20 protein-coding genes and 1 other RNA gene are annotated in these 26,509 nt (G+C 51.9%); 13 read left to right on the top strand and 8 right to left on the bottom strand.

Going from position 1 to position 26,509, the window contains the following annotated elements; genetic code table 11:
* Positions 1-10: 10 nt before the first annotated feature.
* The gene (gene kbaZ / locus C2U53_RS06360; protein WP_044255870.1) at positions 11-1,336 is read right to left on the bottom strand and encodes a tagatose-bisphosphate aldolase subunit KbaZ; all 1,326 of its coding nucleotides are present in this window, start codon (positions 1,334-1,336) and stop codon (positions 11-13) included.
* A 221-nt stretch (positions 1,337-1,557) separates the two neighbouring features.
* Between kbaZ and C2U53_RS06355 the strand changes: the two genes are divergently transcribed.
* Positions 1,558-2,373 carry a DeoR family transcriptional regulator gene (locus tag C2U53_RS06355; RefSeq protein WP_042998254.1) on the top strand — a complete coding sequence of 272 codons (816 nt, stop codon included), beginning with the start codon at positions 1,558-1,560 and terminating at the stop codon, positions 2,371-2,373.
* A gap of 310 nt (positions 2,374-2,683) precedes the next feature.
* Positions 2,684-3,454, top strand: a complete 771-nt coding sequence (gene agaR / locus C2U53_RS06350; RefSeq protein WP_042998253.1) for a transcriptional repressor AgaR — start codon at positions 2,684-2,686, stop codon at positions 3,452-3,454.
* 39 nt (positions 3,455-3,493) lie between these two features.
* On the opposite strand, the gene C2U53_RS06345 is transcribed toward agaR, so the two are convergent.
* The 7 genes from C2U53_RS06345 to garD form a co-directional block, all read right to left on the bottom strand.
* A complete protein-coding gene (locus C2U53_RS06345) occupies positions 3,494-4,414 on the bottom strand; it encodes an ROK family protein (RefSeq protein ID WP_042998252.1) in 921 nt (306 codons plus the stop codon).
* A gap of 18 nt (positions 4,415-4,432) precedes the next feature.
* Positions 4,433-5,689: a Gfo/Idh/MocA family protein gene (locus C2U53_RS06340; RefSeq protein ID WP_104445736.1), complete on the bottom strand. Its 1,257-nt coding sequence runs from the start codon at positions 5,687-5,689 to the stop codon at positions 4,433-4,435.
* Positions 5,690-5,793: 104 nt separating this feature from the next.
* Positions 5,794-6,906, bottom strand: a complete 1,113-nt coding sequence (locus C2U53_RS06335; protein WP_042998250.1) for an ABC transporter ATP-binding protein — start codon at positions 6,904-6,906, stop codon at positions 5,794-5,796.
* Positions 6,907-6,917: 11 nt separating this feature from the next.
* Positions 6,918-7,742, bottom strand: coding sequence for a carbohydrate ABC transporter permease (locus tag C2U53_RS06330; protein WP_080343276.1), 825 nt, complete (start codon positions 7,740-7,742; stop codon positions 6,918-6,920).
* A 10-nt stretch (positions 7,743-7,752) separates the two neighbouring features.
* Positions 7,753-8,697: a carbohydrate ABC transporter permease gene (locus tag C2U53_RS06325; RefSeq protein ID WP_042998249.1), complete on the bottom strand. Its 945-nt coding sequence runs from the start codon at positions 8,695-8,697 to the stop codon at positions 7,753-7,755.
* Positions 8,698-8,777: 80 nt separating this feature from the next.
* Positions 8,778-10,037, bottom strand: coding sequence for a sugar ABC transporter substrate-binding protein (locus C2U53_RS06320; protein WP_042998248.1), 1,260 nt, complete (start codon positions 10,035-10,037; stop codon positions 8,778-8,780).
* 355 nt (positions 10,038-10,392) lie between these two features.
* Complete coding sequence (gene garD / locus C2U53_RS06315) at positions 10,393-11,964, bottom strand: galactarate dehydratase (protein WP_042998247.1); 1,572 nt, start codon at positions 11,962-11,964, stop codon at positions 10,393-10,395.
* Positions 11,965-12,346: 382 nt separating this feature from the next.
* Here garD and garP point away from each other — a divergent pair, with 382 nt between their 5' ends.
* The 11 genes from garP to tdcG all read left to right on the top strand — a co-directional run bounded on the left by garP (position 12,347) and on the right by tdcG (position 26,381).
* The gene (gene garP / locus C2U53_RS06310) at positions 12,347-13,681 is read left to right on the top strand and encodes a galactarate/glucarate/glycerate transporter GarP (protein ID WP_042998246.1); all 1,335 of its coding nucleotides are present in this window, start codon (positions 12,347-12,349) and stop codon (positions 13,679-13,681) included.
* A gap of 28 nt (positions 13,682-13,709) precedes the next feature.
* Complete coding sequence (gene garL / locus C2U53_RS06305) at positions 13,710-14,480, top strand: 2-dehydro-3-deoxyglucarate aldolase (RefSeq protein ID WP_042998245.1); 771 nt, start codon at positions 13,710-13,712, stop codon at positions 14,478-14,480.
* Between the two features lie 29 nt (positions 14,481-14,509).
* On the top strand, positions 14,510-15,400 hold the full coding sequence (gene garR, locus C2U53_RS06300) for a 2-hydroxy-3-oxopropionate reductase (RefSeq protein ID WP_042325204.1): 891 nt from the start codon (positions 14,510-14,512) through the stop codon (positions 15,398-15,400).
* Between the two features lie 97 nt (positions 15,401-15,497).
* Positions 15,498-16,643 (top strand): glycerate 2-kinase, encoded by a 1,146-nt coding sequence (garK, locus tag C2U53_RS06295; RefSeq protein WP_042998244.1) that lies wholly within the window; start codon positions 15,498-15,500, stop codon positions 16,641-16,643.
* A 32-nt stretch (positions 16,644-16,675) separates the two neighbouring features.
* Positions 16,676-17,052, top strand: an RNA gene (gene rnpB, locus C2U53_RS06290) — RNase P RNA component class A.
* Positions 17,053-17,969: 917 nt separating this feature from the next.
* Positions 17,970-18,908: a transcriptional regulator TdcA gene (tdcA, locus tag C2U53_RS06285; protein WP_042998243.1), complete on the top strand. Its 939-nt coding sequence runs from the start codon at positions 17,970-17,972 to the stop codon at positions 18,906-18,908.
* Between the two features lie 99 nt (positions 18,909-19,007).
* Positions 19,008-19,997, top strand: coding sequence for a bifunctional threonine ammonia-lyase/L-serine ammonia-lyase TdcB (tdcB, locus tag C2U53_RS06280; RefSeq protein WP_042998242.1), 990 nt, complete (start codon positions 19,008-19,010; stop codon positions 19,995-19,997).
* A 34-nt stretch (positions 19,998-20,031) separates the two neighbouring features.
* Positions 20,032-21,363 carry a threonine/serine transporter TdcC gene (gene tdcC, locus C2U53_RS06275; RefSeq protein ID WP_042998241.1) on the top strand — a complete coding sequence of 444 codons (1,332 nt, stop codon included), beginning with the start codon at positions 20,032-20,034 and terminating at the stop codon, positions 21,361-21,363.
* A 31-nt stretch (positions 21,364-21,394) separates the two neighbouring features.
* Positions 21,395-22,603, top strand: coding sequence for a propionate kinase (gene tdcD / locus C2U53_RS06270; protein WP_104445735.1), 1,209 nt, complete (start codon positions 21,395-21,397; stop codon positions 22,601-22,603).
* Between the two features lie 33 nt (positions 22,604-22,636).
* On the top strand, positions 22,637-24,931 hold the full coding sequence (gene tdcE, locus C2U53_RS06265) for a 2-ketobutyrate formate-lyase/pyruvate formate-lyase (protein WP_042998239.1): 2,295 nt from the start codon (positions 22,637-22,639) through the stop codon (positions 24,929-24,931).
* An 85-nt stretch (positions 24,932-25,016) separates the two neighbouring features.
* Positions 25,017-26,381 carry an L-serine ammonia-lyase gene (gene tdcG, locus C2U53_RS06260; RefSeq protein WP_104445734.1) on the top strand — a complete coding sequence of 455 codons (1,365 nt, stop codon included), beginning with the start codon at positions 25,017-25,019 and terminating at the stop codon, positions 26,379-26,381.
* Positions 26,382-26,509: the final 128 nt, after the last annotated feature.

Here is a 26,509-nt window from a genome sequence, read left to right as displayed (position 1 = left end):
CTCTTTTTTGTTATCCGTTTTGGGACGTTACGCCCTGGCAGGCGGCATGGTACTGCTGCAGTATGTCCTGAATATGGTTGATGATGAGTTCTCGCGGTGTGGCATTGAGATCTCCCTCGCGCACTTTCACGTACTGCAAAGGTAAATACTGGCTAATGAGCGGCAGGGGAATCGGCTCATCCGCCAGATTGCGCACCAGTCGTTCAAACGCCTCATCAATCTGGCTGTCTGGCCAGTAGTAACGAACACGATCGGAATAGCTGTAGCCCCGCGCCAGACGGCGGGTATTGCCATCGCCGTGGTAGTGGCTCTGCCAGTATTCCGGACGATCGAGCATGACGCTCTCAAGGACATGACGCAGGTCGGAACAGGCTTTTGCCGGGAGTAACTCTTCTTCAATGGCGGCCAGCGAGAACAGCGCTTCGCGCAGGGCGAAGGTCAGGGCCGGGCCGACTTTCAGGATGGCAAAGTGATCTTTCACTAACTGGCGCAGCGACTGCGGCGTCTGGTAGTCCGTGGAGTGCGCCTCAAAAACCAGCGTGTCATACGCTTCCACCATCTTGCTTAACGCGACGGCTTTTTGTGGCTGATAATCAATGATGTGGGTATGGTCGAACTCAACGCCGGGTTGTACCACCAGCGCGATGATACGAGGCCAGATGGCATTGAGTCCCTGCTTTTCAAAGGCGTGACGATGGGCTTCCAGTGTCGCTCGTGCGGCCTCAGGCGTGGTGACAGCCAGTTCGGTGAGCGTCTCATGGGCTCCGCCCGGTACCGGCACTTCAGTGCCAATCACATAAACCAGATCAGACTCGCCAAAATGAGCAATGCAGGTCTCTTCGGCAATCTTCGCCAGGCGCGCGGCACGTTCCGCGACGATGGCATCGGTCAATGGCACGGGATCGCCCTGGCAGGACATGCTGCAATCAAGGTGGATTTTTTTGAATCCGGCGGCGACATAGCTTCTGATCAGTTCGTCGGCATTGGTCATTGCCGGTTCTGCGGCCAGGTTTTGCCAACGATTAGGGCCGAGGTGGTCGCCCCCCAGAATCAGTTGCTCCTGAGGGAAATTAAGTGAGTCTGCCAATTGGCAGACAAAATGGCGAAAATCGGCTGGGGTCATGCCCGTGTAACCGCCAAACTGGTCAACCTGATTTGAGGTTGCTTCAATCAGCAGCGGCGAGTGATTTGCCTGTGCGTAACGTATTGCGGATTCCAGCACCAACGGATGCGCGGAACAAACGGCGTAAATTCCGTTTGTCTTACCTCGTTTATGCTGTTCCACCATATCAGTCAGATGTTTCACTTTCCTCTCCAGGTCAGATAACTGCGACATACAATCTTTCGTTTTGTTTCACTTGATACTGCATCATGGTCTTATAAAAATAAAACGAAAGATAATAGTTTTCCGATCTGTTTCACAAAAGAAACATAATGAAAGCATTTAGCGGGGTTTTTCGCCCCTCAGGTCGACTTTTTTCGGCTTGCATTCCGATAAAAGAAAGGCGTTAATAGGCGAAACGAAATGAAACGAAAGAATTAGCCAAAGGATTTCTTATGAGCAATACCGATGCTTCTGGAGACAAGCGGGTGTCAGGCACCAGCGAAAGGCGTGAGCAAATTATCCAGCGGTTGCGGCAGCAAGGAAGCGTACAGGTGAACGATCTTTCGGGATTGTTTGGCGTTTCCACGGTGACGATCCGCAACGATCTGGCGTTCCTGGAAAAGCAGGGGATCGCCGTTCGCGCCTATGGCGGCGCATTGATTTGCGACAGTAATACGCCTGGTGCGGAGCCTTCCGTCGAAGATAAAAGCTCACTGAACACGGCGGTGAAACGCAGTATCGCCAAAGCGGCTGTGGAGTTGATCAAACCGGGTCACCGCGTGATCCTGGACTCCGGTACCACGACCTATGAGATTGCGCGCCTGATGCGTCAGCATAGCGACGTGATTGCAATGACCAACGGGATGAACGTCGCCAATGCCTTACTGGAAGCAGACGGCGTGGAATTGTTGATGACCGGTGGTCATCTGCGCCGTCAGTCGCAGTCGTTTTATGGCGACCAGGCCGAGCAGTCGTTGCAGAATTATCACTTCGATATGCTGTTTCTGGGCGTCGATGCCATTGATTTAGAGCGAGGCGTCAGTACTCATAACGAAGACGAAGCCCGGCTAAATCGCCGGATGTGTGAAGTGGCGGAACGGATTATCGTGGTCACTGACTCCAGTAAATTTAACCGCTCGAGCCTGCATAAAATTATTGATACCCAACGTATTCACACCATCATCGTCGATGAAGGCATCCCGGAAGAGAGCCTGAAGGAGTTTCATCGCAGTGGCGTTGAGGTCATTATCGTCCAGGCGGCGTCGTGAAAATCACAAAAATGTGATGTCCTTCAATTAAGCAAAAAGAAAAATGTCAGCGGGTTTTTGCCGAACCCGCTTTCGTTTTTTCACTGATTTTTCGTCTCCTTCTCCCGCTCACCTGTCCTGCACGCTTTTCGATCTTTCGCATTTTTCATTTTCGGTTTAGATAAAACGAAAGAAAAACAGGCTTTTTTGCCAAAATCCGCGCTGCGGACGTGTTCACAAATTCGCCTTAAGTCTTCTGATTTAATATATTAAAAAGAAAACGAAAGCGATAAATCGCTAAAACATAACAATATGCAATGGAGCAAAAGCAATGCTGGATAACTTAAGACGTCGCGAGCAAATCATCGATCTGTTATGCGATCAAGGTAGTGTTCGTGTCGAACCCCTGAGCGTGCATTTCGGCGTCTCAAGCGTCACTATCCGCAATGACTTACGTTATCTCGAGCAGAAAGGCTGCGTCATGCGTTCTTATGGCGGCGCCGTATTAAATCAACACTTTGCCCTCGATCGCCCCTTACAGGATAAAGACCGGCTGAACCGCGATGTGAAATCGCGGATTGCCGAAAAAGCGGCCAGTTTTGTCAAAGATGGCGACACGTTGATTCTCGATTCTGGCTCGACCACCACGCTTATTCCTCCGTTGCTTAAAAGTCGTCGCGATCTGGTGGTGATGACCAATGCGCTGAACATTGCCTGGGAACTCGCCAATTTTGAACGGGTGGATGTCATGATATTAGGGGGAAATGTCAGGCAAAGCGTTTACTCGCTGTATGGTCCTTCAGCGGAACATCAGCTCAGACAGTATCGGTTTGATAAGCTCTTTTTGGGCGTTGATGGATTTTGTCTGGAAGCCGGGATCACCACGCCGCATCCAGGGGAAGCGCACCTTAACCAGGTGATGTGTCAGGTAGCGCAAGAGGTTACGGTCGTCGCGGATTCCAGCAAGTTCGGCCGCAAAAGTTTTTGCATGATCAGTGAAATCAGCGGTATTGACCGGGTGATTACCGACAGTGGTATTCCGGAGCATTATCATCAGGCGCTCAGCCAGATGGGGGTGGATGTCGTTATCGTGGATGAATAAGAGAGAACGCCGGCAAAAGCGTGTTTTGCCGGCGATCGCTTAGTGCATCAGTGCATCCTGTTCGACCAGCAGCAGGGCGGCACCGCGTACGCCGCTGGATGCGCCATGCACGGCCGGGAAGACATTCGCGGGGGCGAGCCCCGGGAAGAGATAGCGCGACATGGCGCCGGGCAGTAAGGTGTAAATTTCCTCAATGTTAGAGACGCCGCCGCCCAGAACAAAGGCGTCGACATCCAGAATGAGCTGCAACTGCGCCAGCGTACAGCCCAGCATATCAATCCACGCCTCAACCGTGGCGACGGCGCTGGCGTTGCCATGACGGTAATTTTCCAGCAGCGTCTCCATTTTGAGCTGTTCCCCGCTAAAGTGCTTATGCAGCCAGAGTAAACCGGGGCCGGACTGGTAGCGCTCCAGACAGCCCTGTAAGCCGCAGCCGCACGTGATCTCCGGCAGGTTATAACGGCGCATAAAGGTGGCGGGCAGCGGTAAATGCCCAAACTCGCTGGCCATCCGGTTGCGCCCACGATAGAGCTGCCCGTCGATCACCAGTCCTCCGCCCATGCCGGTGCCAATAATGGCGCCAAAGATTCGCGAGAACTGACGGGCCTGCTGGGTATGCGCCTCCGACAGCGCGAAGCAGCAGCAGTCATTGTCCAGGGCCACCGAGCGGTTGAGTCGGTGCGCCAGATCGTCCATCACCTGCCGTCCGGTCAGACAGGGGACGTTCGACGACAGCAGCTTTCCGGTATGTCTGTCCATCAATCCAGGCATGCCAATGCCGATTTTGCCCTGCATTCCCGTAGCCCAGTCGGCGGTATCGATGAGCGAGGTAAAGGTCGAGAGAAAGAGTTCGTAATCCTGAACCGGCGTGGCTACGCGCTTGCGCCAGCAAACCTGCATTTCCTTATCAAAGGCGACAATTTCAGTTTTTGTGCCGCCAATATCAACACCGTAAAACATGCCACATCTCCTCGAATTTCACAGTGTAACCAGACAGTTTTCCTTGCGAGCGCGCTCTGCGGCAAAGACCATTAAGTGACTTTCCAGCGATTCATCCGGGCCGGAGAGAATCATACTTTGATCGCCCGCCATCACGGCGTGAATAAAGCGATCCATCAGATAGTAATCCCCGCCGCCGTGGCCTCCCATCTGGGTCTGCGTGCCTGCGGCGATCTCGTCGATCGTGTAGAGCGTCTCGCTGTCCGTCAGAAAATCAAACACCCGGATCTGCTCGCCATCGCCCTCGAGATAGCCTTTCGTACCGAAAAGACGCGTCTTTCGATCTTCCATACGGGTAAAGGCGGTCATGGTGAACGTCACGGTTTGCTGATGCGCGAAACGCAAGTTGACCACCTGATGATCCACTACGTCGTTATCACAGCGATAAACGCAGCGGCCATACGGACCTTCGCGCAGCGCCTGACGGACATTTTCCTCGGTGGGATCCGCCGTCAGCACGCGACGGAAATGTGGCGTGCATTTGTGATCCTCGCCGAGATAAATTTTGCAGGCTGACCAGGGGCAGCTCGCCTCAACCTGGCAATCCAGGCAGCGGTCGGCGGCACCCTCCGGCTGGTTCTCCTTTACGAAATGACTCAGGTTGCCAAATGAGGTCACAGCCTGACAGCGATCGCCCATGATGTAGCGGATCCAGTCCATATCGTGGCAGGATTTCTGTAACAGCATAAACGACGATTCCGCTTCGTTACGCCAGTTGCCGCGAACGAAAGAGTGCGCCTGGTGCCAGTAACCCACCGGCTCAAGATGCTGCATGCTGACGATATCGCCAATCACCCCGCTGTCGAGCAGGGACTTGAGTTTTTGCGTATAGCGGGTGTAGCGCAGAACGTGGGCGACACCCAATAAGACGTTGTTGCGCTTCACCGCAGCGATGATGGTGCGGCACTCTTCCGGCGTGGGAGCGATCGGTTTTTCCAGCAAAATATGATAGCCGAGGTCGGCAAACGCGACGGCAGGCTCTTTGTGCATCGTATCCTGAGTACAAATCAGTACGACATCTGCCATTCGTGGGCGGGCCGCCGCCTCTTTCCAGTCGCGAAAGATGTTTTCCTGCTCAATTTGATGCTGAGCGACAAACTGTTGGCGATACGCCTCTCTGGGGTCCGCCACGCCGACCACCTGCATGCGGTCCGGATGTTCAAGCGCGTAGCGAGAATAGATTTCGCCGCGCGCGCCTGCGCCCACCACTAACACGGTCACTTTCTTTGCACACATATAAGCCTCTCATTTTGCCCTTGCCTGCGTTCGCGTTGTTCTGCGCGGCGGGGCATTAAAAAAACAAACTGGATTGCTTGCACCTGATGATGACGTTCGCGACTTCAGGCACTGGCTAAATTTTCTTCATTCTGCTTATCGAATAAAAAGGCGGCTTCAAGATTGAATTTCACCCTGATCGATTCGCCGGGCAGCGGACTCCAGTCCGGTGACGAATTGACTCGCAGGATCATTTGCTGTGCACCGATATCGAAATGCAGCAGATCTTCATTGCCCATTCTTTCCACGTTGGTGATCCGGGCGTCGAAAGCCGCAGGATCGTTGTGCTGCGCCAACTGAATCGCCTCCGGACGAATGCCAAACCAGACGCTGTCGTGCGGATAATCCGTCAGTTGGGAGATCAGTCGTGCGGTTAAGGGCAAGGTCAGCGCGTCATTCAGACGCAGTCCGTGCGTGTGCGGGTCGAGCCCCAGAAGATGGATATTCATTGCCGGGTTACCAATGAAACCCGCCACGAATTTATTCTTTGGCTGATGGTAGATATTGCCCGGCGTGTCGACCTGCATGATCCGTCCACCGTTGAGTACGCAAATGCGGTCACCCATGGTCATCGCTTCAATCTGATCGTGTGTGACATACACCATTGTCGCGTTCACGCCTTCGTGACGCAGTTGGCGGTGAAGTTCCGTCAGGCGCACGCGCATTGACACGCGCAGTTTGGCGTCGAGATTGGACAACGGCTCATCAAACAAAAACACCTCAGGCTTACGCACAATGGCTCTGCCGACGGCAACGCGCTGGCACTGACCCCCTGAAAGTTGACCCGGTTTTTTGTCGAGTAGCGTTTCGATTTCCAGTTTGCGCGCGGCTTCCCGCACGCGAACATCTATCTCCTGCTTGTCCATTTTGCCCTGCAGGCTGAAGGCCATATTTTTGTAGATCGTCATGTGGGGATAGAGGGCGTAGTTTTGAAAAACCATCGCCACGCCACGTTCTTTTGGCAGCAAGTCGTTAACGCACCGTTCGCCAATGGAAATATGACCATGAGTAATATCTTCCAGACCGGCGATCATGCGCAGTAACGTTGATTTGGCGCAGCCGGATGGCCCGACAAAAACCATAAATTCGCCATCGTGAATTTCAAGGTCAACGCCATGAATCGCCTGAAAGCCATTCGGATATATTTTGCCTACTGACTGTAATTGAATGCCTGACATAATAATGCCCCTTATCCTTTAATTCCGGCACCGGCGATGCCACGAATGAAATAGCGCTGGAAGAAAATATAAAGTAATAACATGGGGATAATCGCGAGCAACGCTCCCGCCATGAGCATGGGATACTCCACCCCGGCGCGACCGGAGAGCGAGGCCAGACCCACCGGCAGCGTCATTTTGTCCATTGAGGTATTGACGATGAGCGGCCACATTAAGTTATTCCAGCTCCACAACCCGTTAATAATGACGCAGGCGATAAGTCCCGGTTTAATCAGCGGCAGCATGATTTTGAAAAAGATCGTTAAATGGTTATAACCATCCATAATGGCCGCTTCTTCCAGCTCTTTCGGTACGGAAAGAAAAAACTGGCGCAATAAAAAGGCGCTATAAATACTGAATAATCCCGGCAGCACCAGGCCTGGAATGGAGTTCAGCAGACCTATTTTCTCGATCGTTAAAAACTGCGGGATCAAAAAGATCTGTCCGGGAACCATCAGAATCGAAATGCAGAGCATAAAGAGGAGATCGCGCCCTTTAAAACGCAGGCGGGAGAAACCATACGCCGCCATCGCGGCAATCAGCGTCTGTAAGATGACGATAACCAGCGTGGAAACGATCGAGTTAAAATAAAAGCTACCAAACGGCATCTCATGCAAGATTTTATCGTACGCCTGAAACCCCGGATTGGCGGGCAGCAGGATCGGCGGAAAGGCAATACTTTCCGCCTGGGTTTTAAACGAGGTGATGATCATCCAGAGAAAGGGAACCACCGTGACCAGCGTCGCCAGGATCATCAGGCCATAAATCAGCCATTTTTCACGTTTTGTCATGAACATAGTGGTTGCCTTACTGTGCTTTAAGCCGTTTGCCTATCCATATCTGCAGCAGGGTCAGTACCATCGTGATAACGAAAATCACCACGGCAATCGCGGAGGCGTAGCCTTTTTCATGGTAGATAAAGGCGTATTTATAAAAGAGATAAGCGATGGTCATGGTCTGATCGTCCACCATGGAAGAACTGCCAAACAGCAGATACACCACATCGAATATTTGCAGCGTTTCGATAAACGAGATCACCAGAACGAAGAACAGCGTCGGGATCATTAGCGGCAGGGTAATTGACCAGAAGCCGCGCAGTTTACTGATGCCATCCAGAGACATGGCTTCATAAATCTGTTTCGGGATCCCCTGCAAGCCGGCGAGCAGAATGATCATCTTCAGAGCGATAGCCGACCAGATAATAACCAGTGAGGCGCTCAGACGGACAATATCCGGATCGGATAACCAACCAATGGCGGGAATATCGAAATAAGCCAGGATCTGATTGAGTAAACCGAAATTACGGTTCATCAACCACTGCCAGACCATCGCAATGGCGGCAGGCATCGTAACGGCCGGAAGAAATAACAGCGTACGGAACAGCCACTGACCGCGAATCGCCTGGTTTAAACCAATCGCCAGCAGTAAAGACAGGACCGTGATCACCGGCACACAAATAAAAACATAGGCCAGCGTATTCACTATCGCCGAACGGAATTCATCATCGCTGAATAAATTAATGTAATTATCCAGATTGATTGTCGTCCAGATCTGAAACTCGCCCAGATCGGTAAAACTGTAAAATACGTTCTGGAAGAACGGCGTAAAGTAAAAAATAACTAATCCTGCCAACAGCGGCAGAATCATTATCCACCCCCAGAAACGTTCTTCTTTTTCCAGTCGGGTCAGGGAATTTTTATTGGGTTCCCTGGCCGATAACGGCGGGGATGCCGCTTCATCTGAATAGCTCATACAGACTCCGGGATGCTCACTTTACAAACAATAAATGAGTTAACGCAAGAGAGGTGAGAGGGAGCAAGGCTCCCTCACGATTATTTCTGCATTTCACGCTCAACGCGTTTGGCGACACCCGGCATAACCTGTTGCGGATCATTTCCCATCCAGACTTTTTTCAGCCCGTCGTTGAGAATGCTATTCCATTTCGCGGTATTTGAACCGGCGGTGGGATATTTATGAGAAAACGCCAGTGAATCGATATAGGCGGAAACATCAACATCCTTAAAGCCTTCCGCCCATGCTTTGGCGACTTTCTGATTGGCCGGAATCACCACTTTGCCCGCTGCCAGCGTTTGCTGCGCATGTTCTGAGCTCATGAATTCAATGAATTTCCAGGCGGCCTCTTTATGCTGGCTTTTGGCAGACATGGCGAATGCCAGGCTATGAGAGACGCCAGCCTGTTCTGCCATTTTGGGCATCGGAACGACGCCGACATGATCGTTAATCAGTTCGTTTTGCGAGAACGGCAGCGCCCACCACGAGCCCGCGTAGATCATCGCCACCCGATTGGACTGGAAGACATCGGCGGCTTTCATTTCGCCTGGCGGCTGGAGCAATCCTGCCTTCAGCATTCCCTGAACGTCGCGATACATGGCAATCGCGTTGTCGCTGGCAACGTCCGTTTTACCCTCAGGCAGGACAATCTGAGTGCCGGCCTGCAGCAGCAGGTTAAAGTAGCTGTCCTGACCGCTGCCGAGATCCATCGCCAACGGATAAGAATGCTGATCCAGCTTTTTACGTAACTGTTCTGATTTCTGTTTTAAATCGTCCCACGTCCAGTTTTTATCGGGATAGGTTACGCCAGCCTGATCAAACATTTTTTTGTTATACCACACGGCAATCGCGTCGATATCCCGTGGAATAGCGTATTGTTGAGACTGGTACTGATAAGCATCGACAGAGCTTTTCACGAAATCATCAAGATGTGGTGATGATGTGTCTTTTAAATAAGGAGTCAGTGGTTCCAGCATGCCGTTTTTAACGTACTGCTGAAAATTCGGCATATTCATCCAGAATACATCCGGCGCCACATTTCCCCCGACCGCTGAACTGAGTTTTATGAAATATTGGTCATAGGGCGTTAGTTCAATTTCAACTTTTACACCGGGGTTATTTTTTTCAAATTCATTAACCAGTTGCTGTTCGCCGGGAAGTTGATTTCGATCCCATAGCGTGTAGCGTAATTTAACGGGTTTTTCTGTCGTCTGGCCTTCAGCACTGGCGGCAACCGGTGCGGCCAGTAAACAGGAAAAAAAGCATGCCAGGGCGACATTATTTTTATTCAAGGTATACATAACTTCCCTCTTTATTCGGGTCAGAATGTCGGTGAGGTAAATTACAGAAGCCATTGAATCTTGTGTTTAACAAAGGGGAAAGTCAAAGGGGAAAAATGAGCGAATTATCGCATTAAAACACCCCGGCTTTTCGGTAGGTTTCTCTTTTATCAAAACGAAAAGAGAGCGAAAAGGGAGGCCTCAGGCATTGTTCTTTCTTTCAACGGGTTAGGATTTTTCTACCGACGAAAAGCGAAAAAGGGCGGGTGAAAAATTAACCTTCAAAACTGCGAGCATTATCACCTTATCTTTCACGGACAGGAAAGAAAAACGGGGATTATTCCCCGTTTTCTCGGTTGCTTTCGTTTCGAAAATATCAGGTCACTGGTGCCGGGTTAAAGACGGCCAACTGATTGTGCAATCCCCATTGATCGGAGAAGGTTTTCTTACGGCCACTGGCGACATCAAGAATAAATTCGAACAGCTTCTGACCGACTTCCTCAATGGTCTCTTCACCCGTGGCGATGGTGCCTGCATTGATATCCATCAAATCGTACCAACGCTTTGCCAGTTCGGTACGGGTCGCCATCTTAATCACCGGCACGGCCATCAGGCCATAGGGGGTACCGCGACCCGTGGTGAACACCTGGACGGTGATCCCGGACGCGACCTGCTGCGTGCCGCAGACAAAATCGCTGGCGGGCGTTGCGGCATAAATCAGACCGCGTTTGGTCGGGCGCTGGCCTGGGGAGAGCACTTCGACAATCGCGCTTTTACCGGATTTCGCAATGGAGCCCAGCGCTTTTTCCACCACATTCGCCAGCCCCCCTTTTTTGTTACCCGGAGAGGGGTTAGCGCTGCGATCGGTTTTCCCCATATCGAGATAGTTGTCGTACCAGGCCATCTCTTCCAGTAGACGTTTACCCACCGCTTCGTTGATGGTGCGCGGCGTCAACAGATGGATCGCATCACGCACTTCGGTGACTTCGGAAAACATTACCGTAGCGCCGCAGCGTACCAGCAGGTCAGAGGCGTAGCCCACTGCCGGGTTTGCCGTCACGCCGGAAAACGCATCGCTGCCGCCGCACTGCATGCCGACAACCAGTTCAGAGGCCGGGCAGGTTTCGCGCTGGCGCAGATTCAGTTTAACCAGATGGCGCTCAGCGACCTGCAGGATATCATCGACCATGGAACGGAAGCCCACATGCTTTTCGTCCTGAAGGCTGACGATGCTGGCGCTGTCGACCGGAATACTTTGCACATCGTCAGTACCTTCCAGTAAACGTTCCGGCTGCAGTTTTTCACAGCCCAGGCCAATGACCATCACTTCGCCGCCAAAGTTTGGGTTCAGCGAGATGTTATGGATGGTGCGGATCGGCACCACGGCTGCCGGCGCGTTAATTGCCACGCCGCAACCGTACAGGTGGTTAAGTCCGACCACACCATCGACGTTCGGGTATTTAGGCAGCAGATCGCGCTCAATGATTTTGACGACATAATCCACCACACCCGCCACACAGTGCACGCTGGTGGTGATGCCGAGCAGATTCTTGGTGCCTACGCTGCCATCGGCGTTGCGGTAGCCTTCAAAGGTATAGCCTTCCAGCGGCGGCAGCGGTTCCGGAACTTTGGTCGCCAGTGGCAGCGTGTTCAACGGCGGCGCTGTCGGTAGCTCAACCATGGATTCATCAATCCAGCTTCCGCGCGGAATGTCGCGCACGGCGTAGCCGATCACTTCACCGTAACGTATGATTTCACCATGAACCGGAATATCCACCAGCGCGACTTTATGTCCCTGTGGAATATGTTCAATCAGCTCCAGTCCATCCGGGAATCGCGTCCCGGCTTTCAAACCATTGTCATTAACAATGATCGCCACATTATCTGTTTCGTGGACCTTTATATAAAATGCGCTCGGCGATTCTTGTCTGATGTCGATGTTGGCCATTGTCCAGTATTCTCCAACCGGGGTGATAATAATATAGAAAGATTCTGCGAATCTGATTATTAAAATAAGGAAGACCTGTCGTGAAATAAGGATGTCAGGAGTTCAAAAATAAGAATGTGATCCAGATCACTCGTTATGGTGAAAGCCCGGCTATCAGGGGCGGTAAAGCGTAAATATGTGCATCAGCGCCCAGCGTTATGTGCATTTGCTCAAGATATTATTTGTAATTAGCATCGTTAATGAGCATCTGCACAATGCGTAATGCTCTCTGCCTGATTATACTGAATCACGAAATGAGTATCTGTATTTATTAATAAGTGATAGCGTCTGTCATCAATAAATAATAATAAATGTGTCTGCTTAAGTGCCTGAGGTAAATAAAATGATCCTGGATACCGTTGTAGAAAAAAAGAAAGGTACGCATACCCGCTATTTAATTCTGCTGATAATTTTTATTGTTACAGCGGTTAACTACGCGGACCGGGCGACGCTATCCATTGCCGGTACCGAAGTCGCCAAAGAGTTGCAGCTGAGTGCTGTGTCAATGGGCTACATCTTCTCTGCCTTTGGCTGGGCATACCTGCTGATGCAAATCCCCGGCGGCTGGCTGCTCGATAAGTTTGGTTCGAAAAAAGTGTACACCTGGAGCCTGTTTTTCTGGTCGCTGTTCACTTTCCTGCAAGGCTTCGTGGATATGTTCCCGCTGGCCTGGGCCGGGGTTTCCATGTTCTTTATGCGCTTTATGTTGGGTTTCTCGGAAGCGCCTTCGTTCCCGGCAAACGCCCGTATTGTTGCGGCCTGGTTCCCGACCAAAGAGCGTGGAACCGCGTCGGCAATCTTTAACTCTGCTCAGTATTTTTCACTGGCACTGTTCTCGCCGCTGCTGGGCTGGTTGACCTTTGCCTGGGGCTGGGAGCACGTCTTCACTGTGATGGGCGTGATTGGGTTTGTCCTGACGGCGCTGTGGGTCAAACTGATTCATAACCCCACCGATCACCCGCAGATGTCCGCAGAAGAGTTGAAGTTCATCTCTGAAAACGGTGCGGTCGTGGATATGGACCACAAAAAACCGGGCAGCGCCGTGGCAAGTGGTCCAAAACTGCATTACATCAAGCAGTTATTGACCAACCGTATGATGCTTGGCGTGTTCTTTGGACAGTATTTCATCAACACGATCACCTGGTTCTTCCTGACCTGGTTCCCGATTTATCTGGTTCAGGAAAAAGGAATGTCGATCCTGAAAGTGGGTCTGGTGGCTTCGATTCCGGCGCTGTGTGGTTTCGCTGGCGGCGTACTGGGCGGCGTGTTCTCGGACTATCTGATTAAGCGCGGTTTTTCTATCACCGTTGCGCGTAAGCTGCCAATTGTGCTGGGAATGCTGCTGGCTTCCACCATCATTTTGTGCAACTACACCGACAACACCGCGCTGGTGGTGACGCTGATGGCGCTGGCCTTCTTTGGTAAAGGATTTGGCGCACTGGGCTGGCCGGTGATTTCGGACACCGCGCCGAAAGAGATTGTGGGCCTGTGTGGCGGGGTATTTAACGTCTTTGGCAACGTGGCATCTATCGTAACGCCACTGGTTATCGGTTACCTGGTAAGTGAACTGCATTCCTTCAACGCCGCGCTGGTATTCGTTGGCTGTTCCGCGCTGATGGCAATGGTGTGTTACCTGTTTATTGTCGGTGACATTAAACGTATGGAACTGCAGAAATAATTAACGGTTAAGTGACAAGGTAAAAGTGATGAATAACGACATCTTCCCGAACAAGTTCAAAGCAGCGCTGGCTGCGCATCAGATTCAGATTGGTTGCTGGTCAGCGCTGGCAAGCCCCATCAGTACCGAAGTCTTAGGACTGGCGGGCTTCGACTGGCTGGTGTTGGATGGCGAGCATGCGCCAAATGATGTCTCCACCTTTATTCCACAACTGATGGCGTTGAAAGGCAGTTCCAGCGCGCCAGTGGTGCGTGTACCGACCAATGAGCCGGTGATTATTAAACGTCTGCTGGATATCGGTTTTTACAACTTTCTGATTCCGTTTGTTGAAACAGAAGAAGAGGCAGTGAACGCCGTTGCGTCGACGCGCTATCCGCCTGAAGGGATCCGTGGCGTGTCCGTATCGCATCGCGCCAACATGTTTGGCACCGTCCCGGATTACTTCGCGCAGTCCAACAAAAACATCACCATCATTGTGCAGATTGAGAGCCAGCAGGGCGTGGATAACGTCGATGCTATCGCCGCCACCGAAGGTGTCGACGGTATTTTCGTTGGTCCAAGCGATCTGGCTGCGGCGTTAGGCCACCTCGGCAATGCGTCTCATCCTGAGGTGCAGAAAGCCATTCAGCACATCTTTGCCCGGGCGAAAGCGCACGGCAAACCGAGCGGCATTCTGGCACCGGTTGATGCCGACGCCCGTCGCTATCTGGAATGGGGGGCCACGTTTGTTGCTGTCGGCAGCGACCTGGGCGTGTTCCGTTCCGCCACGCAGAAACTGGCTGATTCCTTTAAGAAATAACCACCACCGAAACAAGAGAGATAATTGATATGACGATGAAAGTTGGTTTTATTGGCCTGGGTATCATGGGTAAACCAATGAGTAAAAACCTCCTGAAAGCAGGTTACTCGCTGGTGGTTTCTGACCGTAATCCTGAAGCGATCGCTGACGTTATCGCGGCAGGTGCAGAAACCGCGTCTAACGCCAAAGCGATTGCTGAGCAGTGTGATGTGATCATCACCATGCTGCCAAACTCTCCGCATGTGAAAGAGGTTGCGCTGGGCGAAGGCGGCATTATCGAAGGGGCGAAACCGGGGACGGTGCTGATCGATATGAGCTCCATCGCGCCGCTGGCGAGCCGTGAGATCAGCGACGCGCTGAAAGCTAAGGGCATCGATATGCTGGACGCGCCGGTGAGCGGCGGTGAGCCGAAGGCGATCGACGGCACGTTGTCGGTGATGGTTGGCGGCGACAAAGCGATTTTCGATAAATACTACGATCTGCTGAAAGCGATGGCGGGGTCTGTTGTTCATACCGGTGATATCGGGGCGGGGAACGTCACCAAACTGGCGAACCAGGTGATTGTGGCGCTGAACATTGCCGCGATGTCTGAAGCGCTGACCCTGGCAACCAAAGCCGGCGTAAACCCGGATCTGGTTTATCAGGCGATCCGTGGTGGTCTGGCAGGCAGCACCGTCCTGGATGCGAAAGCGCCGATGGTGATGGATCGTAACTTCAAGCCGGGTTTCCGTATCGATCTGCACATTAAAGATCTGGCAAACGCGCTGGATACGTCTCACGGTGTTGGTGCTCAGCTTCCGCTGACCGCGGCTGTTATGGAGATGATGCAGGCGCTGCGTGCTGATGGCCTGGGAACCGCCGACCACAGTGCTCTGGCATGCTATTACGAAAAACTGGCGAAAGTGGAAGTCACTCGCTAATGACCTTGCGCCCGGATGGCGTATCGCGATCCGGGCCTGGATTGTAGGCCGGATAAGTAAAGCGCCATCCGGCGTTGTGCAGTAACAGGCGATCATCATGAAAATCGTAATTGCCCCAGACTCTTATAAAGAAAGCCTTTCTGCTACTGAGGTAGCGCAGGCGATAGAAAAAGGATTTCGGGAAATTTTCCCCGATGCGCAGTATGTTTCCGTTCCGGTCGCCGATGGGGGTGAGGGGACGGTTGAAGCCATGATTGCCGCCACACACGGTTCTGCACATTCCGCTCTGGTGACCGGACCGCTGGGTGAAAAAGTGAATGCCAACTGGGGCATGTCAGGTGATGGAAAGACCGCGTTTATTGAAATGGCGGCCGCCAGCGGACTGGCGCTGGTCCCCCCCGAAAAACGTAACCCCCTGATTACCACTTCGCGCGGCACCGGGGAGCTTATTTTGCAGGCGCTGGACAGTGGGGCGAGCAATATTATTATCGGCATTGGCGGGAGCGCGACCAATGACGGCGGTGCCGGGATGGTTCAGGCGCTGGGCGCGAAGCTGTGTGATGCCAACGGAACTGAAATTGGCTACGGCGGCGGTAGTCTGAACACTCTCAATACCATTGATGTGTCTGGTCTGGATCCGCGCATTAAACATTGTGCTATTCGCGTTGCTTGTGATGTGACCAATCCGCTGGTGGGCGAACAGGGAGCTTCTCGGATCTTTGGCCCGCAAAAAGGGGCGACGGAACCGCTGATCCTCGAACTGGACCGCAATCTGGCTCACTACGCGGATATTATTAAAAAATCACTGGGTGTGGATGTGAAAAACGTCCCAGGCGCAGGTGCGGCGGGCGGCATGGGGGCAGCGCTGATGGCATTCCTCGGCGCGGAGTTGAAAAGCGGGATTGAGATCGTCACCCAGGCGCTTAATCTGGAAGAGCATATTCACGACTGTACGCTGGTTGTTACCGGTGAAGGGCGCATCGACAGCCAGAGCATTCACGGCAAAGTGCCGGTGGGTGTGGCTAACGTGGCGAAGAAATACCACAAGCCGGTGATTGGCATTGCGGGCAGTCTGACGCGGGATGTCGGCGTGGTGCATCAATATGGTATCGATGCTGTATTCAGCGTATTGACCAGTATTGGCACGCTGGAAGAGGCCTTTCGCGGCGCATTTGACAACATTTACCGTGCGTCGCGAAACATTGCGGCGACGCTGGCGGTGGGAATGCGCAGTGCAGGGTGACAAGGGCGTGCAAACCCTCTATACTGCGCGCCGAAGCTGACCAGACAGTCGCCGCTTCGTCGTCGTCCCTTTCGGGGGAGACAGGCGGAGGGGAGGAAAGTCCGGGCTCCATAGGGCAGGGTGCCAGGTAACGCCTGGGGGGGAAACCCACGACCAGTGCAACAGAGAGCAAACCGCCGATGGCCCACGCAAGTGGGATCAGGTAAGGGTGAAAGGGTGCGGTAAGAGCGCACCGCGCGGCTGGTAACAGTCCGTGGCACGGTAAACTCCACCCGGAGCAAGGCCAAATAGGGGTTCATAAGGTACGGCCCGTACTGAACCCGGGTAGGCTGCTTGAGCCAGTGAGCGATTGCTGGCCTAGATGAATGACTGTCCACGACAGAACCCGGCTTATCGGTCAGCTTCACCACTTTAAGAACCCCGCCACCAGGCGGGGTTTTGCTTTGTAGATAATGTAGATGAATGACTGTCCACGACGCTACACCTGAAAGAAAGCGGCTTATCGGTCAGCTTCACCACTTTCATGTAGAAACCCGCTTCGGCGGGTTTTTGCTTTGCAGATGATGTAGACGATGACTGTCCACGACGCTATACCTGGAAGAAAGCGGCTTACCGGTCATGACGCTTCGCTTATCAGGCCTGTGAACGGTGAAGGGGAACGGGGACCTGTAGGGCGGATAAGATACGTCGCATCGCCATCCGGCAGCGTTCTGGAACCTGCGGCTATTAAGAAATTTCTTGTTATGTGACAGCCAACACAAAACGCTACTTTCTATGAATATCTCGATAGAAACAAAAAGCAATCGATCGACTTCACAAAATTACGCGCTACAAAAACAGAGAAACTCAGTGTTAATATATTGTTGTGAATGATAATTGTTTGTGTGTATATATTTAATTATTGATAAATTCAATGTTTATTTATAAACAAACAGGGCTAAAAAATGTGATGTATAACATTATTTAATCCAATTTATGTTTTAAACATAATTAAATTTGAGGGATTGCGCATTAAATTTAATGAACAAATTGACCATTAACTGCACGATAATTGCTTGAAATATCGTCATTCCTCATTTTTAGATATGAGGGGAAAATAACGCGTGTTATCGCCATAAAATATTGTTATCCCCCCCTATTTTTTTGACAAAAATCAGACTAAAGTGACATGATGTTTATATAACTAATTGAATGCAAAAGGTTTATTTATTTACAAATAACCACTTGAAATATAGGTGAAGGCAATTTGTGAGTGGTCGCACATATCCTGCTTCATGTAATTTGTTACACTTCACGCCGTCAACAAGGTTATTAACGCAGGTCGATATGAATACGTTTGCTCTCCCAAAAACACAGCAGTTGGTGGTCTTTCAGGAAGTAATCAGAAGCGGTTCTATCGGTTCTGCGGCAAAAGAGTTAGGGTTAACTCAGCCAGCTGTTAGTAAAATTATTAACGATATTGAAGCTTATTTTGGCGTTGAGTTGGTGGTTCGCAAAAATACCGGCGTCACCTTAACTCAGGCAGGGCAGGTTTTACTCTCATGGTCCGAATCCATCACCCGTGAGATGAAGAACATGGTGAATGAGATGAACAGCATGACCGACAACACGGTGGTTGATATCTCATTCGGGTTTCCTTCGCTGATTGGCTTTACCTTTATGTCCGATATGATCCAGAAGTTCAAAGAGGTCTACCCAAAATCACAGGTCTCCATGTATGAGGCGCAACTCTCCTCATTCCTGCCGGCGATCCGCGACGGGCGACTGGACTTTGCGATTGGTACGCTCAGTGATGAAATGAAATTGCAGGATCTGCACGTCGAACCGCTTTTTGAGTCGGAGTTCGTGCTGGTGGCGAATAAGTCCCGAACATGCACCGGCACCACCACACTGGAATCGTTGCAGAACGAACAGTGGGTGTTGCCACAAACGAATATGGGCTACTACAGCGAACTCCTCACCACCCTGCAAAGAAATGGCATTAGCATCGAAAACATCGTTAAAACCGACTCCGTTGTGACCATTTACAATCTTGTTCTCAATGCTAATTTTCTGACAGTGATTCCGTGCGATATGGTCGCACCCTTTGGTTCGAACCAATTTATTACTCTCCCTGTGGAAGAATCGTTACCCATTGCTCGCTATGCCGCAATATGGTCAAAAAACTATCGTATTAAAAAAGCCGCATCGGTTTTGGTTGAATTAGCCAAAGAGTATTCATCTTATAAAGGTTGCAGACGAAAGCAATTAATTGAAATTAACTAACCGATTAAATTTAATTTAATCCTCAATTCATACCATCGTTCTTAATATCAGACGTTGGTTACGGCTATCTATTACTTTACTATCAGGTAAGAGGTTACAATGCACATTACTTACGATCTCCCGGTTGCCATTGAAGATATCCTCGAAGCAAAAAAACGACTGGCGGGGAAAATATATAAAACAGGCATGCCTCGCTCAAACTATTTTAGTGAGCGCTGCAAAGGGGAAATATTCCTTAAGTTTGAAAACATGCAGCGTACCGGCTCATTTAAAATTCGTGGCGCATTTAACAAACTCAGTTCATTGACGGATGCGGAAAAACGTAAAGGCGTTGTCGCTTGTTCAGCGGGTAACCACGCTCAAGGGGTTTCTCTCTCCTGCGCGATGCTGGGTATTGATGGCAAAGTGGTGATGCCGAAGGGGGCGCCGAAATCGAAAGTGGCCGCCACCTGTGACTACTCGGCGGAAGTAGTGCTGCACGGCGATAACTTCAACGACACTATCGCCAAAGTCAGTGAGATTGTCGAAATGGAAGGGCGTATTTTTATCCCGCCTTATGACGATCCGAAAGTGATTGCCGGCCAGGGCACTATCGGTCTGGAAATTATGGAAGACCTGTATGACGTCGATAACGTGATTGTTCCTATCGGCGGTGGCGGTTTAATCGCCGGTATTGCTATTGCCATTAAATCTATTAATCCGACCATTAAAGTAATTGGTGTGCAGTCTGAAAACGTACACGGCATGGCGGCGTCTTATCAGGCTGGAGAAATAACCACGCACCGAACGACCGGCACCCTGGCGGATGGTTGTGATGTTTCCCGCCCGGGTAAATTAACTTACGAAATTGTGCGTGAATTAGTGGATGACATTGTCCTGGTCAGCGAAGACGAAATTCGTAACAGCATGATTGCTTTAATTCAACGCAACAAAGTGGTGACAGAAGGTGCTGGTGCACTGGCATGTGCTGCTTTATTAAGCGGGAAATTAGATGCCTATATCCAGAACAGAAAAACGGTCAGCATTATTTCTGGCGGCAATATCGATCTTTCTCGTGTATCGCAAATTACGGGTTTAGCAGACGCGTAAATCCGGCTATTAATCTCTTCGTTGAGGATAGGATATGAGTACTTCTGACAGCATTGTATCCAGCCAGACAAAACAGTCGTCCTGGCGTAAATCAGACACCACCTGGACACTGGGTTTATTTGGTACAGCCATCGGCGCCGGGGTGTTGTTCTTCCCCATCCGCGCAGGATTTGGCGGCTTAATCCCCATTCTTTTGATGTTGGTACTGGCGTACCCCATCGCTTTTTATTGCCACCGTGCGCTGGCACGTCTGTGTCTGTCCGGGTCAAACCCGTCCGGCAACATCACGGAAACGGTTGAAGAGCACTTTGGTAAGACGGGCGGCGTGGTCATCACGTTCCTCTATTTCTTCGCGATTTGTCCGCTGTTGTGGATTTATGGCGTCACCATTACCAACACGTTCATGACGTTCTGGGAAAACCAGTTACAGTTGCCGGCGCTGAACCGTGGTTTTGTGGCGCTGTTCCTGCTGTTGCTGATGGCGTTCGTTATCTGGTTTGGTAAGGATCTGATGGTTAAAGTGATGAGCTACCTGGTATGGCCGTTCATTGCCAGCCTGGTGCTGATCTCGCTGTCGCTGATCCCTTACTGGAACTCTGCGGTGATCGACCAGGTCGATATCAGTAATATCGCCTTAACCGGTCACGATGGCATTCTGGTCACCGTGTGGCTGGGGATTTCCATCATGGTGTTCTCGTTCAACTTCTCGCCGATCGTTTCGTCTTTCGTGGTCTCTAAACGTGAAGAATATGAGAAAGATTTTGGCCGTGAATACACCGAGCAGAAATGTTCTCAGATCATCTCTCGCGCCAGCATGCTGATGGTCGCTGTGGTTATGTTCTTCGCCTTTAGCTGCCTGTTCACGCTCTCTCCGGCAAACATGGCAGATGCGAAAGCACAGAACATTCCGGTACTGTCTTATCTGGCAAACCACTTCGCTTCCCTGTCCGGAACGAAGTCGACTTTCGCCATCGTGCTGGAATATGGCGCCTCGATTATTGCGCTGGTTGCCATCTTCAAATCCTTCTTCGGTCACTACCTGGGCACGCTGGAAGGGCTGAATGGTCTGGTGCTGAAGTTCGGTTACAAAGGCGATAAAACGAAGGTTTCCTCCGGCAAACTCAACACCATCAGCATGATCTTCATCATGGGGTCCACCTGGATTGTGGCTTACGCCAACCCGAACATTCTGGACCTGATTGAAGCGATGGGTGCGCCGATTATTGCCTCACTGCTGTGCCTGCTGCCGATGTATGCCATTCGTAAGGCACCGTCACTGGCGAAATATCGCGGTCGTCTGGATAACGTGTTTGTCACCGTCATCGGTCTGCTGACCATTCTGAACATCGTGTACAAACTGTTTTAATCCTTAAGCTCAGGATGAGCGGAGTAGTGAAATGAATGAGTTTCCGATAGTTCTGGTTATTAATTGTGGATCGTCTTCAATTAAGTTTTCAGTACTGGATGCAAATAACTGCGACGTATTAATGGCAGGCATTGCGGATGGTATTAACTCGGAAAATGCGTTCTTATCGGTAAATGGAGGTGAGCCAGTGACGCTGGCTCACCACAGCTACGAAGGCGCATTAAAGGCGATTGCGTTTGAACTGGAAAAACGTAATTTAAATGACAGCGTGGCCTTAATTGGCCACCGTATTGCCCACGGCGGAAATATTTTTACCGAGTCAGCAATTATTACTGATGAGGTCATTGACAATATTCGCCGTGTTTCACCACTGGCACCATTACATAATTACGCCAATCTGAGCGGGATTGAATCCGCACAGCATCTGTTCCCCGGCGTCACGCAGGTGGCGGTGTTTGATACCAGCTTCCATCAGACCATGGCACCAGAAGCTTACCTGTATGGCCTGCCGTGGAAGTATTTCGAAGAGCTGGGCGTGCGGCGTTACGGCTTCCACGGAACGTCGCACCGCTATGTTTCTCAACGCGCGCATGAACTGCTTGCGCTGTCTGAACAGGACTCCGGCCTGGTGATTGCCCACCTCGGCAACGGTGCGTCAATTTGTGCCGTCCGTAATGGTCACAGCGTCGACACGTCAATGGGGATGACGCCGCTGGAAGGGCTGATGATGGGCACGCGTAGCGGCGACGTGGACTTCGGCGCGATGGCGTGGGTCGCCAGTGAAACCCAACAGACTCTGAGCGATCTGGAGCGGGTAGTGAACAAAGAGTCCGGTCTGCTCGGGATTTCTGGCCTGTCGTCCGACTTAAGGGTGCTGGAAAAAGCCTGGCATGAAGGACACGAGCGCGCACAGCTGGCAATTAAAACCTTTGTTCACCGCATTGCCCGTCATATTGCCGGACATGCCGCTTCGTTACACCGTCTGGACGGCATTATTTTCACTGGCGGTATTGGTGAGAACTCGGTATTAATTCGTCGTCTGGTGGTTGAGCATCTGACGGTATTGGGAGTGAATATCGACAGCGACCGAAATAACCTGCCGAATTCTCATGGCGAGCGCATTATTTCCCCCTCAGATGCCCGGGTTATTTGCGCCGTAATACCGACGAACGAAGAAAAAATGATTGCGCTCGATGCGATTCAATTAGGCCGCATTAACGCAGCCGTGGAATACGCCTAATTTATTTGTTGTTCTGTAGAGAGATTATTTTTCATGAAGGTAGATATCGATACCAGCGATATGCTGTATGCCGAAGCATGGCTTGGCTTTAAAGGTACGGACTGGAAAGAAGAAATTAATGTCCGTGATTTTATTCAGCACAACTATACGCCTTATGAAGGGGATGAATCCTTCCTTGCTGATGCAACGCCTGCCACTACGGCATTGTGGGAAAAGGTGATGGCGGGCATTCGTATCGAAAACGCGACCCATGCGCCGGTCGATTTCGATACCAATATTGCGACCACGATTACTGCGCACGATGCGGGTTACATTGAGCAGGAACTGGAGAAGATTGTCGGCCTGCAAACGGATAAACCGCTGAAACGTGCGCTGCATCCGTTTGGCGGCGTCAACATGATCAAAAGTTCGTTCGATGCTTATGGTCGTGAGATGGATCCGAACTTCGAGTACCTGTTCACCGAACTGCGTAAAACCCACAACCAGGGCGTTTTTGACGTCTATTCTCCGGACATGCTGCGCTGCCGTAAATCCGGTGTGTTGACCGGTTTGCCGGACGGTTATGGTCGTGGGCGCATTATCGGTGATTATCGTCGCGTGGCGCTGTACGGCATCCGCTATCTGGTGCGTGAGCGTGAGCTGCAGTTCGCCGATCTCCAGTCAAATCTGGAGTGGGGACAGAATCTGGAAGCCACGATTCGCCTGCGTGAAGAGCTGGCGGAGCACCGTCGCGCGTTGCTGCAAATGCAGGAGATGGCGGCGAAATATGGCTGTGATATCTCTCGCCCGGCGCGTAATGCGCAGGAGGCGGTACAGTGGGTCTACTTTGCCTATCTGGCGGCGGTGAAATCGCAAAACGGCGGCGCGATGTCGCTGGGCCGCACCGCATCGTTCCTCGATATCTATATTGAGCGCGATTTCAATGCCGGTATCCTGACAGAGCAACAGGCGCAGGAGTTGATCGACCACTTCATCATGAAGATCCGGATGGTGCGTTTCCTGCGTACGCCGGAGTTTGACACGCTGTTCTCCGGCGATCCGATCTGGGCGACCGAAGTGATCGGCGGGATGGGGCTGGATGGTCGCACGCTGGTGACCAAAAACTCCTTCCGCTATCTGCATACGCTGCACACGATGGGGCCGGCACCGGAGCCAAACCTCACCGTGCTGTGGTCAGAAGCGTTGCCAGTCGCGTTTAAAAAGTATGCCGCACAGGTCTCTATCGTCACCTCGTCACTGCAATATGAAAACGACGATCTGATGCGGACCGACTTTAACAGCGACGACTATGCGATCGCCTGCTGCGTGAGTCCGATGGTTATCGGTAAGCAGATGCAGTTCTTCGGGGCGCGCGCCAATCTTGCCAAAACGCTGCTGTACGCAATCAACGGTGGGGTGGATGAGAAGCTGAAAATCCAGGTGGGGCCGAAAACCGCGCCGTTGCTGGACGACGTGCTGGACTACGACACGGTGATGGACAGTCTGGACCACTTTATGGACTGGCTGGCGGTGCAGTACATCAGCGCACTGAACATCATCCATTACATGCACGATAAGTACAGTTACGAAGCGTCGCTGATGGCGCTGCACGATCGTGACGTCTATCGCACGATGGCGTGCGGGATTGCCGGACTGTCGGTAGCGGCGGATTCGCTCTCTGCAATTAAGTACGCGACGGTGAAACCGGTTCGCGACCATAACGGGCTGGCGGTCGATTTCGTGATTGAAGGGGAATATCCACAGTACGGCAATAACGATGAGCGCGTGGATAGCATTGCCTGCGATCTGGTTGAACGCTTTATGAAGAAAATTAAAGTGTTGCCGACCTACCGGAACGCGGTACCGACGCAGTCGATTCTGACTATTACCTCCAACGTGGTGTACGGACAGAAAACCGGCAATACCCCGGATGGACGCCGCGCGGGAACGCCATTTGCGCCGGGCGCTAACCCGATGCACGGGCGTGACCGTAAAGGCGCTGTCGCCTCGCTGACTTCCGTGGCGAAACTGCCGTTCACTTACGCGAAGGACGGGATTTCGTACACTTTCTCGATTGTGCCTGCGGCACTCGGCAAAGAGGATCCGGTGCGAAAAACCAACCTGGTCGGGCTGCTGGATGGTTACTTCCATCATGAAGCGCACGTGGAAGGCGGTCAGCACCTGAACGTTAACGTAATGAACAAGGAGATGTTACTGGATGCCATTGAACATCCGGAAAACTATCCGAACCTGACGATCCGCGTCTCCGGCTACGCTGTGCGCTTCAACGCGCTCACCCGTGAGCAGCAGCAGGACGTCATTTCGCGTACTTTCACCCAGGCGATGTAACGTTATCGGGGCGGTCTGCGGGTCGCCCCGATTCACTATGCGTATGAAAACCTGGTCTCCACTGAACGAGTCCGAGGGTGTAGAAATGATTAGCGCATTCGATATTTTCAAACCTGGCATTGGTCCTTCCAGCTCTCATACCGTAGGGCCGATGAATGCAGGAAAACGGTTTATCGATCAACTGGTCAGCAGTGGAAGCTTATCGCGCACGACGCGCATGTCGGTTGATCTGTATGGTTCACTGTCGCTGACCGGAAAAGGCCACGCGACCGATACCGCCATTATGATGGGGCTGGCCGGAAACTCGCCGCAAAGCGTCAACATTGACGCCATCCCCGCGTTTATTGACGAGGTGACCCGTACTGGCCGCTTGCCGGTTGCTGAAGGTATACATGTCGTCGATTTCCCGGTTACCGATAGCATTGTTTTTCATGGTGAAACGCTGCCAAGGCACGAGAACGGAATGCGGATCACCGCCTGGGAAAACCAGGAAACGCTGCTGTGTAAAACCTATTACTCGATTGGCGGCGGGTTTATCGTGGATGAAGAGCGCTTTGGTCAGGCGCATGACGTGGAAGCGCCGGTCCCTTATGATTTTCATTCCGCCAGCGAACTGCTGAAACTGTGCGAACGCAACGGCCTTTCAGTCTCCGGGCTGATGATGCAAAACGAACTGGCGCTGCGCAGCAAGGTGGAAATTGATGCCGGATTTGCTCAGATCTGGGAAGTGATGCACGCTGGCATAGAACGCGGGATGAATACCGAAGGCGTCTTACCCGGCCCGCTGAATGTACCGCGCCGCGCGGTGGCGTTACGTCGTCTGCTGGTCTCCAGTGACAGTCTCTCCAGCGACCCGATGAACGTCATCGACTGGATCAACATGTTTGCTCTCGCGGTCAGTGAGGAGAACGCGGCGGGCGGACGCGTGGTGACCGCGCCCACCAACGGGGCATGCGGCATTATTCCAGCCGTTCTGGCCTATTACGATAAATTCCGTCGTCCGGTGAATGCCAATTCCATTGCCCGCTATCTGCTGGCGGCTGGGGCCATTGGGGCACTGTACAAAATGAATGCGTCAATTTCCGGGGCGGAAGTTGGCTGTCAGGGGGAGATCGGCGTGGCCAGTTCCATGGCGGCGGCGGGGTTGACCGAACTGCTGGGCGGTAGCCCGGCGCAGGTTTGCATCGCGGCGGAAATTGCCATGGAGCACAACCTCGGCTTAACCTGCGACCCGGTTGCCGGGCAGGTGCAGATCCCGTGTATTGAGCGCAATGCGATCAACGCAGTCAAGGCGGTCAACGCCGCACGTATGGCGCTGCGCCGCACCTCCGAACCGCGTGTCTCGCTGGATAAAGTCATCGAAACGATGTACGAGACGGGTAAGGACATGAACGATAAGTACCGCGAAACATCACGCGGTGGTTTAGCGATCAAAGTGGTGTGCAGTTAGCGAACGCCAGAAAGCTTGCCCGATAAACCTGCGTCATCGGGCATTTTATCCATTGTCAGCCATCTAAAAGCACACGTCGGTGTGCTTTTTTGTTGTGATCTTCTTCAAATTTAGAAAAAAATGACACG

The sequence above is a fragment of the Citrobacter sp. CFNIH10 genome, from assembly GCF_002934585.1.
GTDB lineage: Bacteria > Pseudomonadota > Gammaproteobacteria > Enterobacterales > Enterobacteriaceae > Citrobacter_A > Citrobacter_A amalonaticus.
The sequence above is the reverse complement of the archived record's forward strand: the minus strand, read 5'-3'. Positions and strand labels throughout refer to the sequence as shown.

Excerpts from the sequence above, each read along its gene's own strand:
- garR (WP_042325204.1), top strand. The coding sequence starts at position 14,510 with ATGACGATGAAAGTTGGTTTTATTGGCCTGGGTATCATGGGTAAACCA.
- kbaZ (WP_044255870.1), bottom strand. The coding sequence starts at position 1,336 with ATGTCGCAGTTATCTGACCTGGAGAGGAAAGTGAAACATCTGACTGAT.
- C2U53_RS06345 (WP_042998252.1), bottom strand. The coding sequence starts at position 4,414 with ATGTTTTACGGTGTTGATATTGGCGGCACAAAAACTGAAATTGTCGCC.
- tdcG (WP_104445734.1), top strand. The coding sequence starts at position 25,017 with ATGATTAGCGCATTCGATATTTTCAAACCTGGCATTGGTCCTTCCAGC.
- tdcE (WP_042998239.1), top strand. The coding sequence starts at position 22,637 with ATGAAGGTAGATATCGATACCAGCGATATGCTGTATGCCGAAGCATGG.
- C2U53_RS06325 (WP_042998249.1), bottom strand. The coding sequence starts at position 8,697 with ATGAGCTATTCAGATGAAGCGGCATCCCCGCCGTTATCGGCCAGGGAA.
- C2U53_RS06320 (WP_042998248.1), bottom strand. The coding sequence starts at position 10,037 with ATGTATACCTTGAATAAAAATAATGTCGCCCTGGCATGCTTTTTTTCC.
- tdcC (WP_042998241.1), top strand. The coding sequence starts at position 20,032 with ATGAGTACTTCTGACAGCATTGTATCCAGCCAGACAAAACAGTCGTCC.
- tdcD (WP_104445735.1), top strand. The coding sequence starts at position 21,395 with ATGAATGAGTTTCCGATAGTTCTGGTTATTAATTGTGGATCGTCTTCA.
- agaR (WP_042998253.1), top strand. The coding sequence starts at position 2,684 with ATGCTGGATAACTTAAGACGTCGCGAGCAAATCATCGATCTGTTATGC.
- C2U53_RS06330 (WP_080343276.1), bottom strand. The coding sequence starts at position 7,742 with ATGTTCATGACAAAACGTGAAAAATGGCTGATTTATGGCCTGATGATC.
- garD (WP_042998247.1), bottom strand. The coding sequence starts at position 11,964 with ATGGCCAACATCGACATCAGACAAGAATCGCCGAGCGCATTTTATATA.
- tdcA (WP_042998243.1), top strand. The coding sequence starts at position 17,970 with ATGAATACGTTTGCTCTCCCAAAAACACAGCAGTTGGTGGTCTTTCAG.
- garP (WP_042998246.1), top strand. The coding sequence starts at position 12,347 with ATGATCCTGGATACCGTTGTAGAAAAAAAGAAAGGTACGCATACCCGC.
- garK (WP_042998244.1), top strand. The coding sequence starts at position 15,498 with ATGAAAATCGTAATTGCCCCAGACTCTTATAAAGAAAGCCTTTCTGCT.
- C2U53_RS06340 (WP_104445736.1), bottom strand. The coding sequence starts at position 5,689 with ATGTGTGCAAAGAAAGTGACCGTGTTAGTGGTGGGCGCAGGCGCGCGC.
- garL (WP_042998245.1), top strand. The coding sequence starts at position 13,710 with ATGAATAACGACATCTTCCCGAACAAGTTCAAAGCAGCGCTGGCTGCG.
- C2U53_RS06355 (WP_042998254.1), top strand. The coding sequence starts at position 1,558 with ATGAGCAATACCGATGCTTCTGGAGACAAGCGGGTGTCAGGCACCAGC.
- C2U53_RS06335 (WP_042998250.1), bottom strand. The coding sequence starts at position 6,906 with ATGTCAGGCATTCAATTACAGTCAGTAGGCAAAATATATCCGAATGGC.
- tdcB (WP_042998242.1), top strand. The coding sequence starts at position 19,008 with ATGCACATTACTTACGATCTCCCGGTTGCCATTGAAGATATCCTCGAA.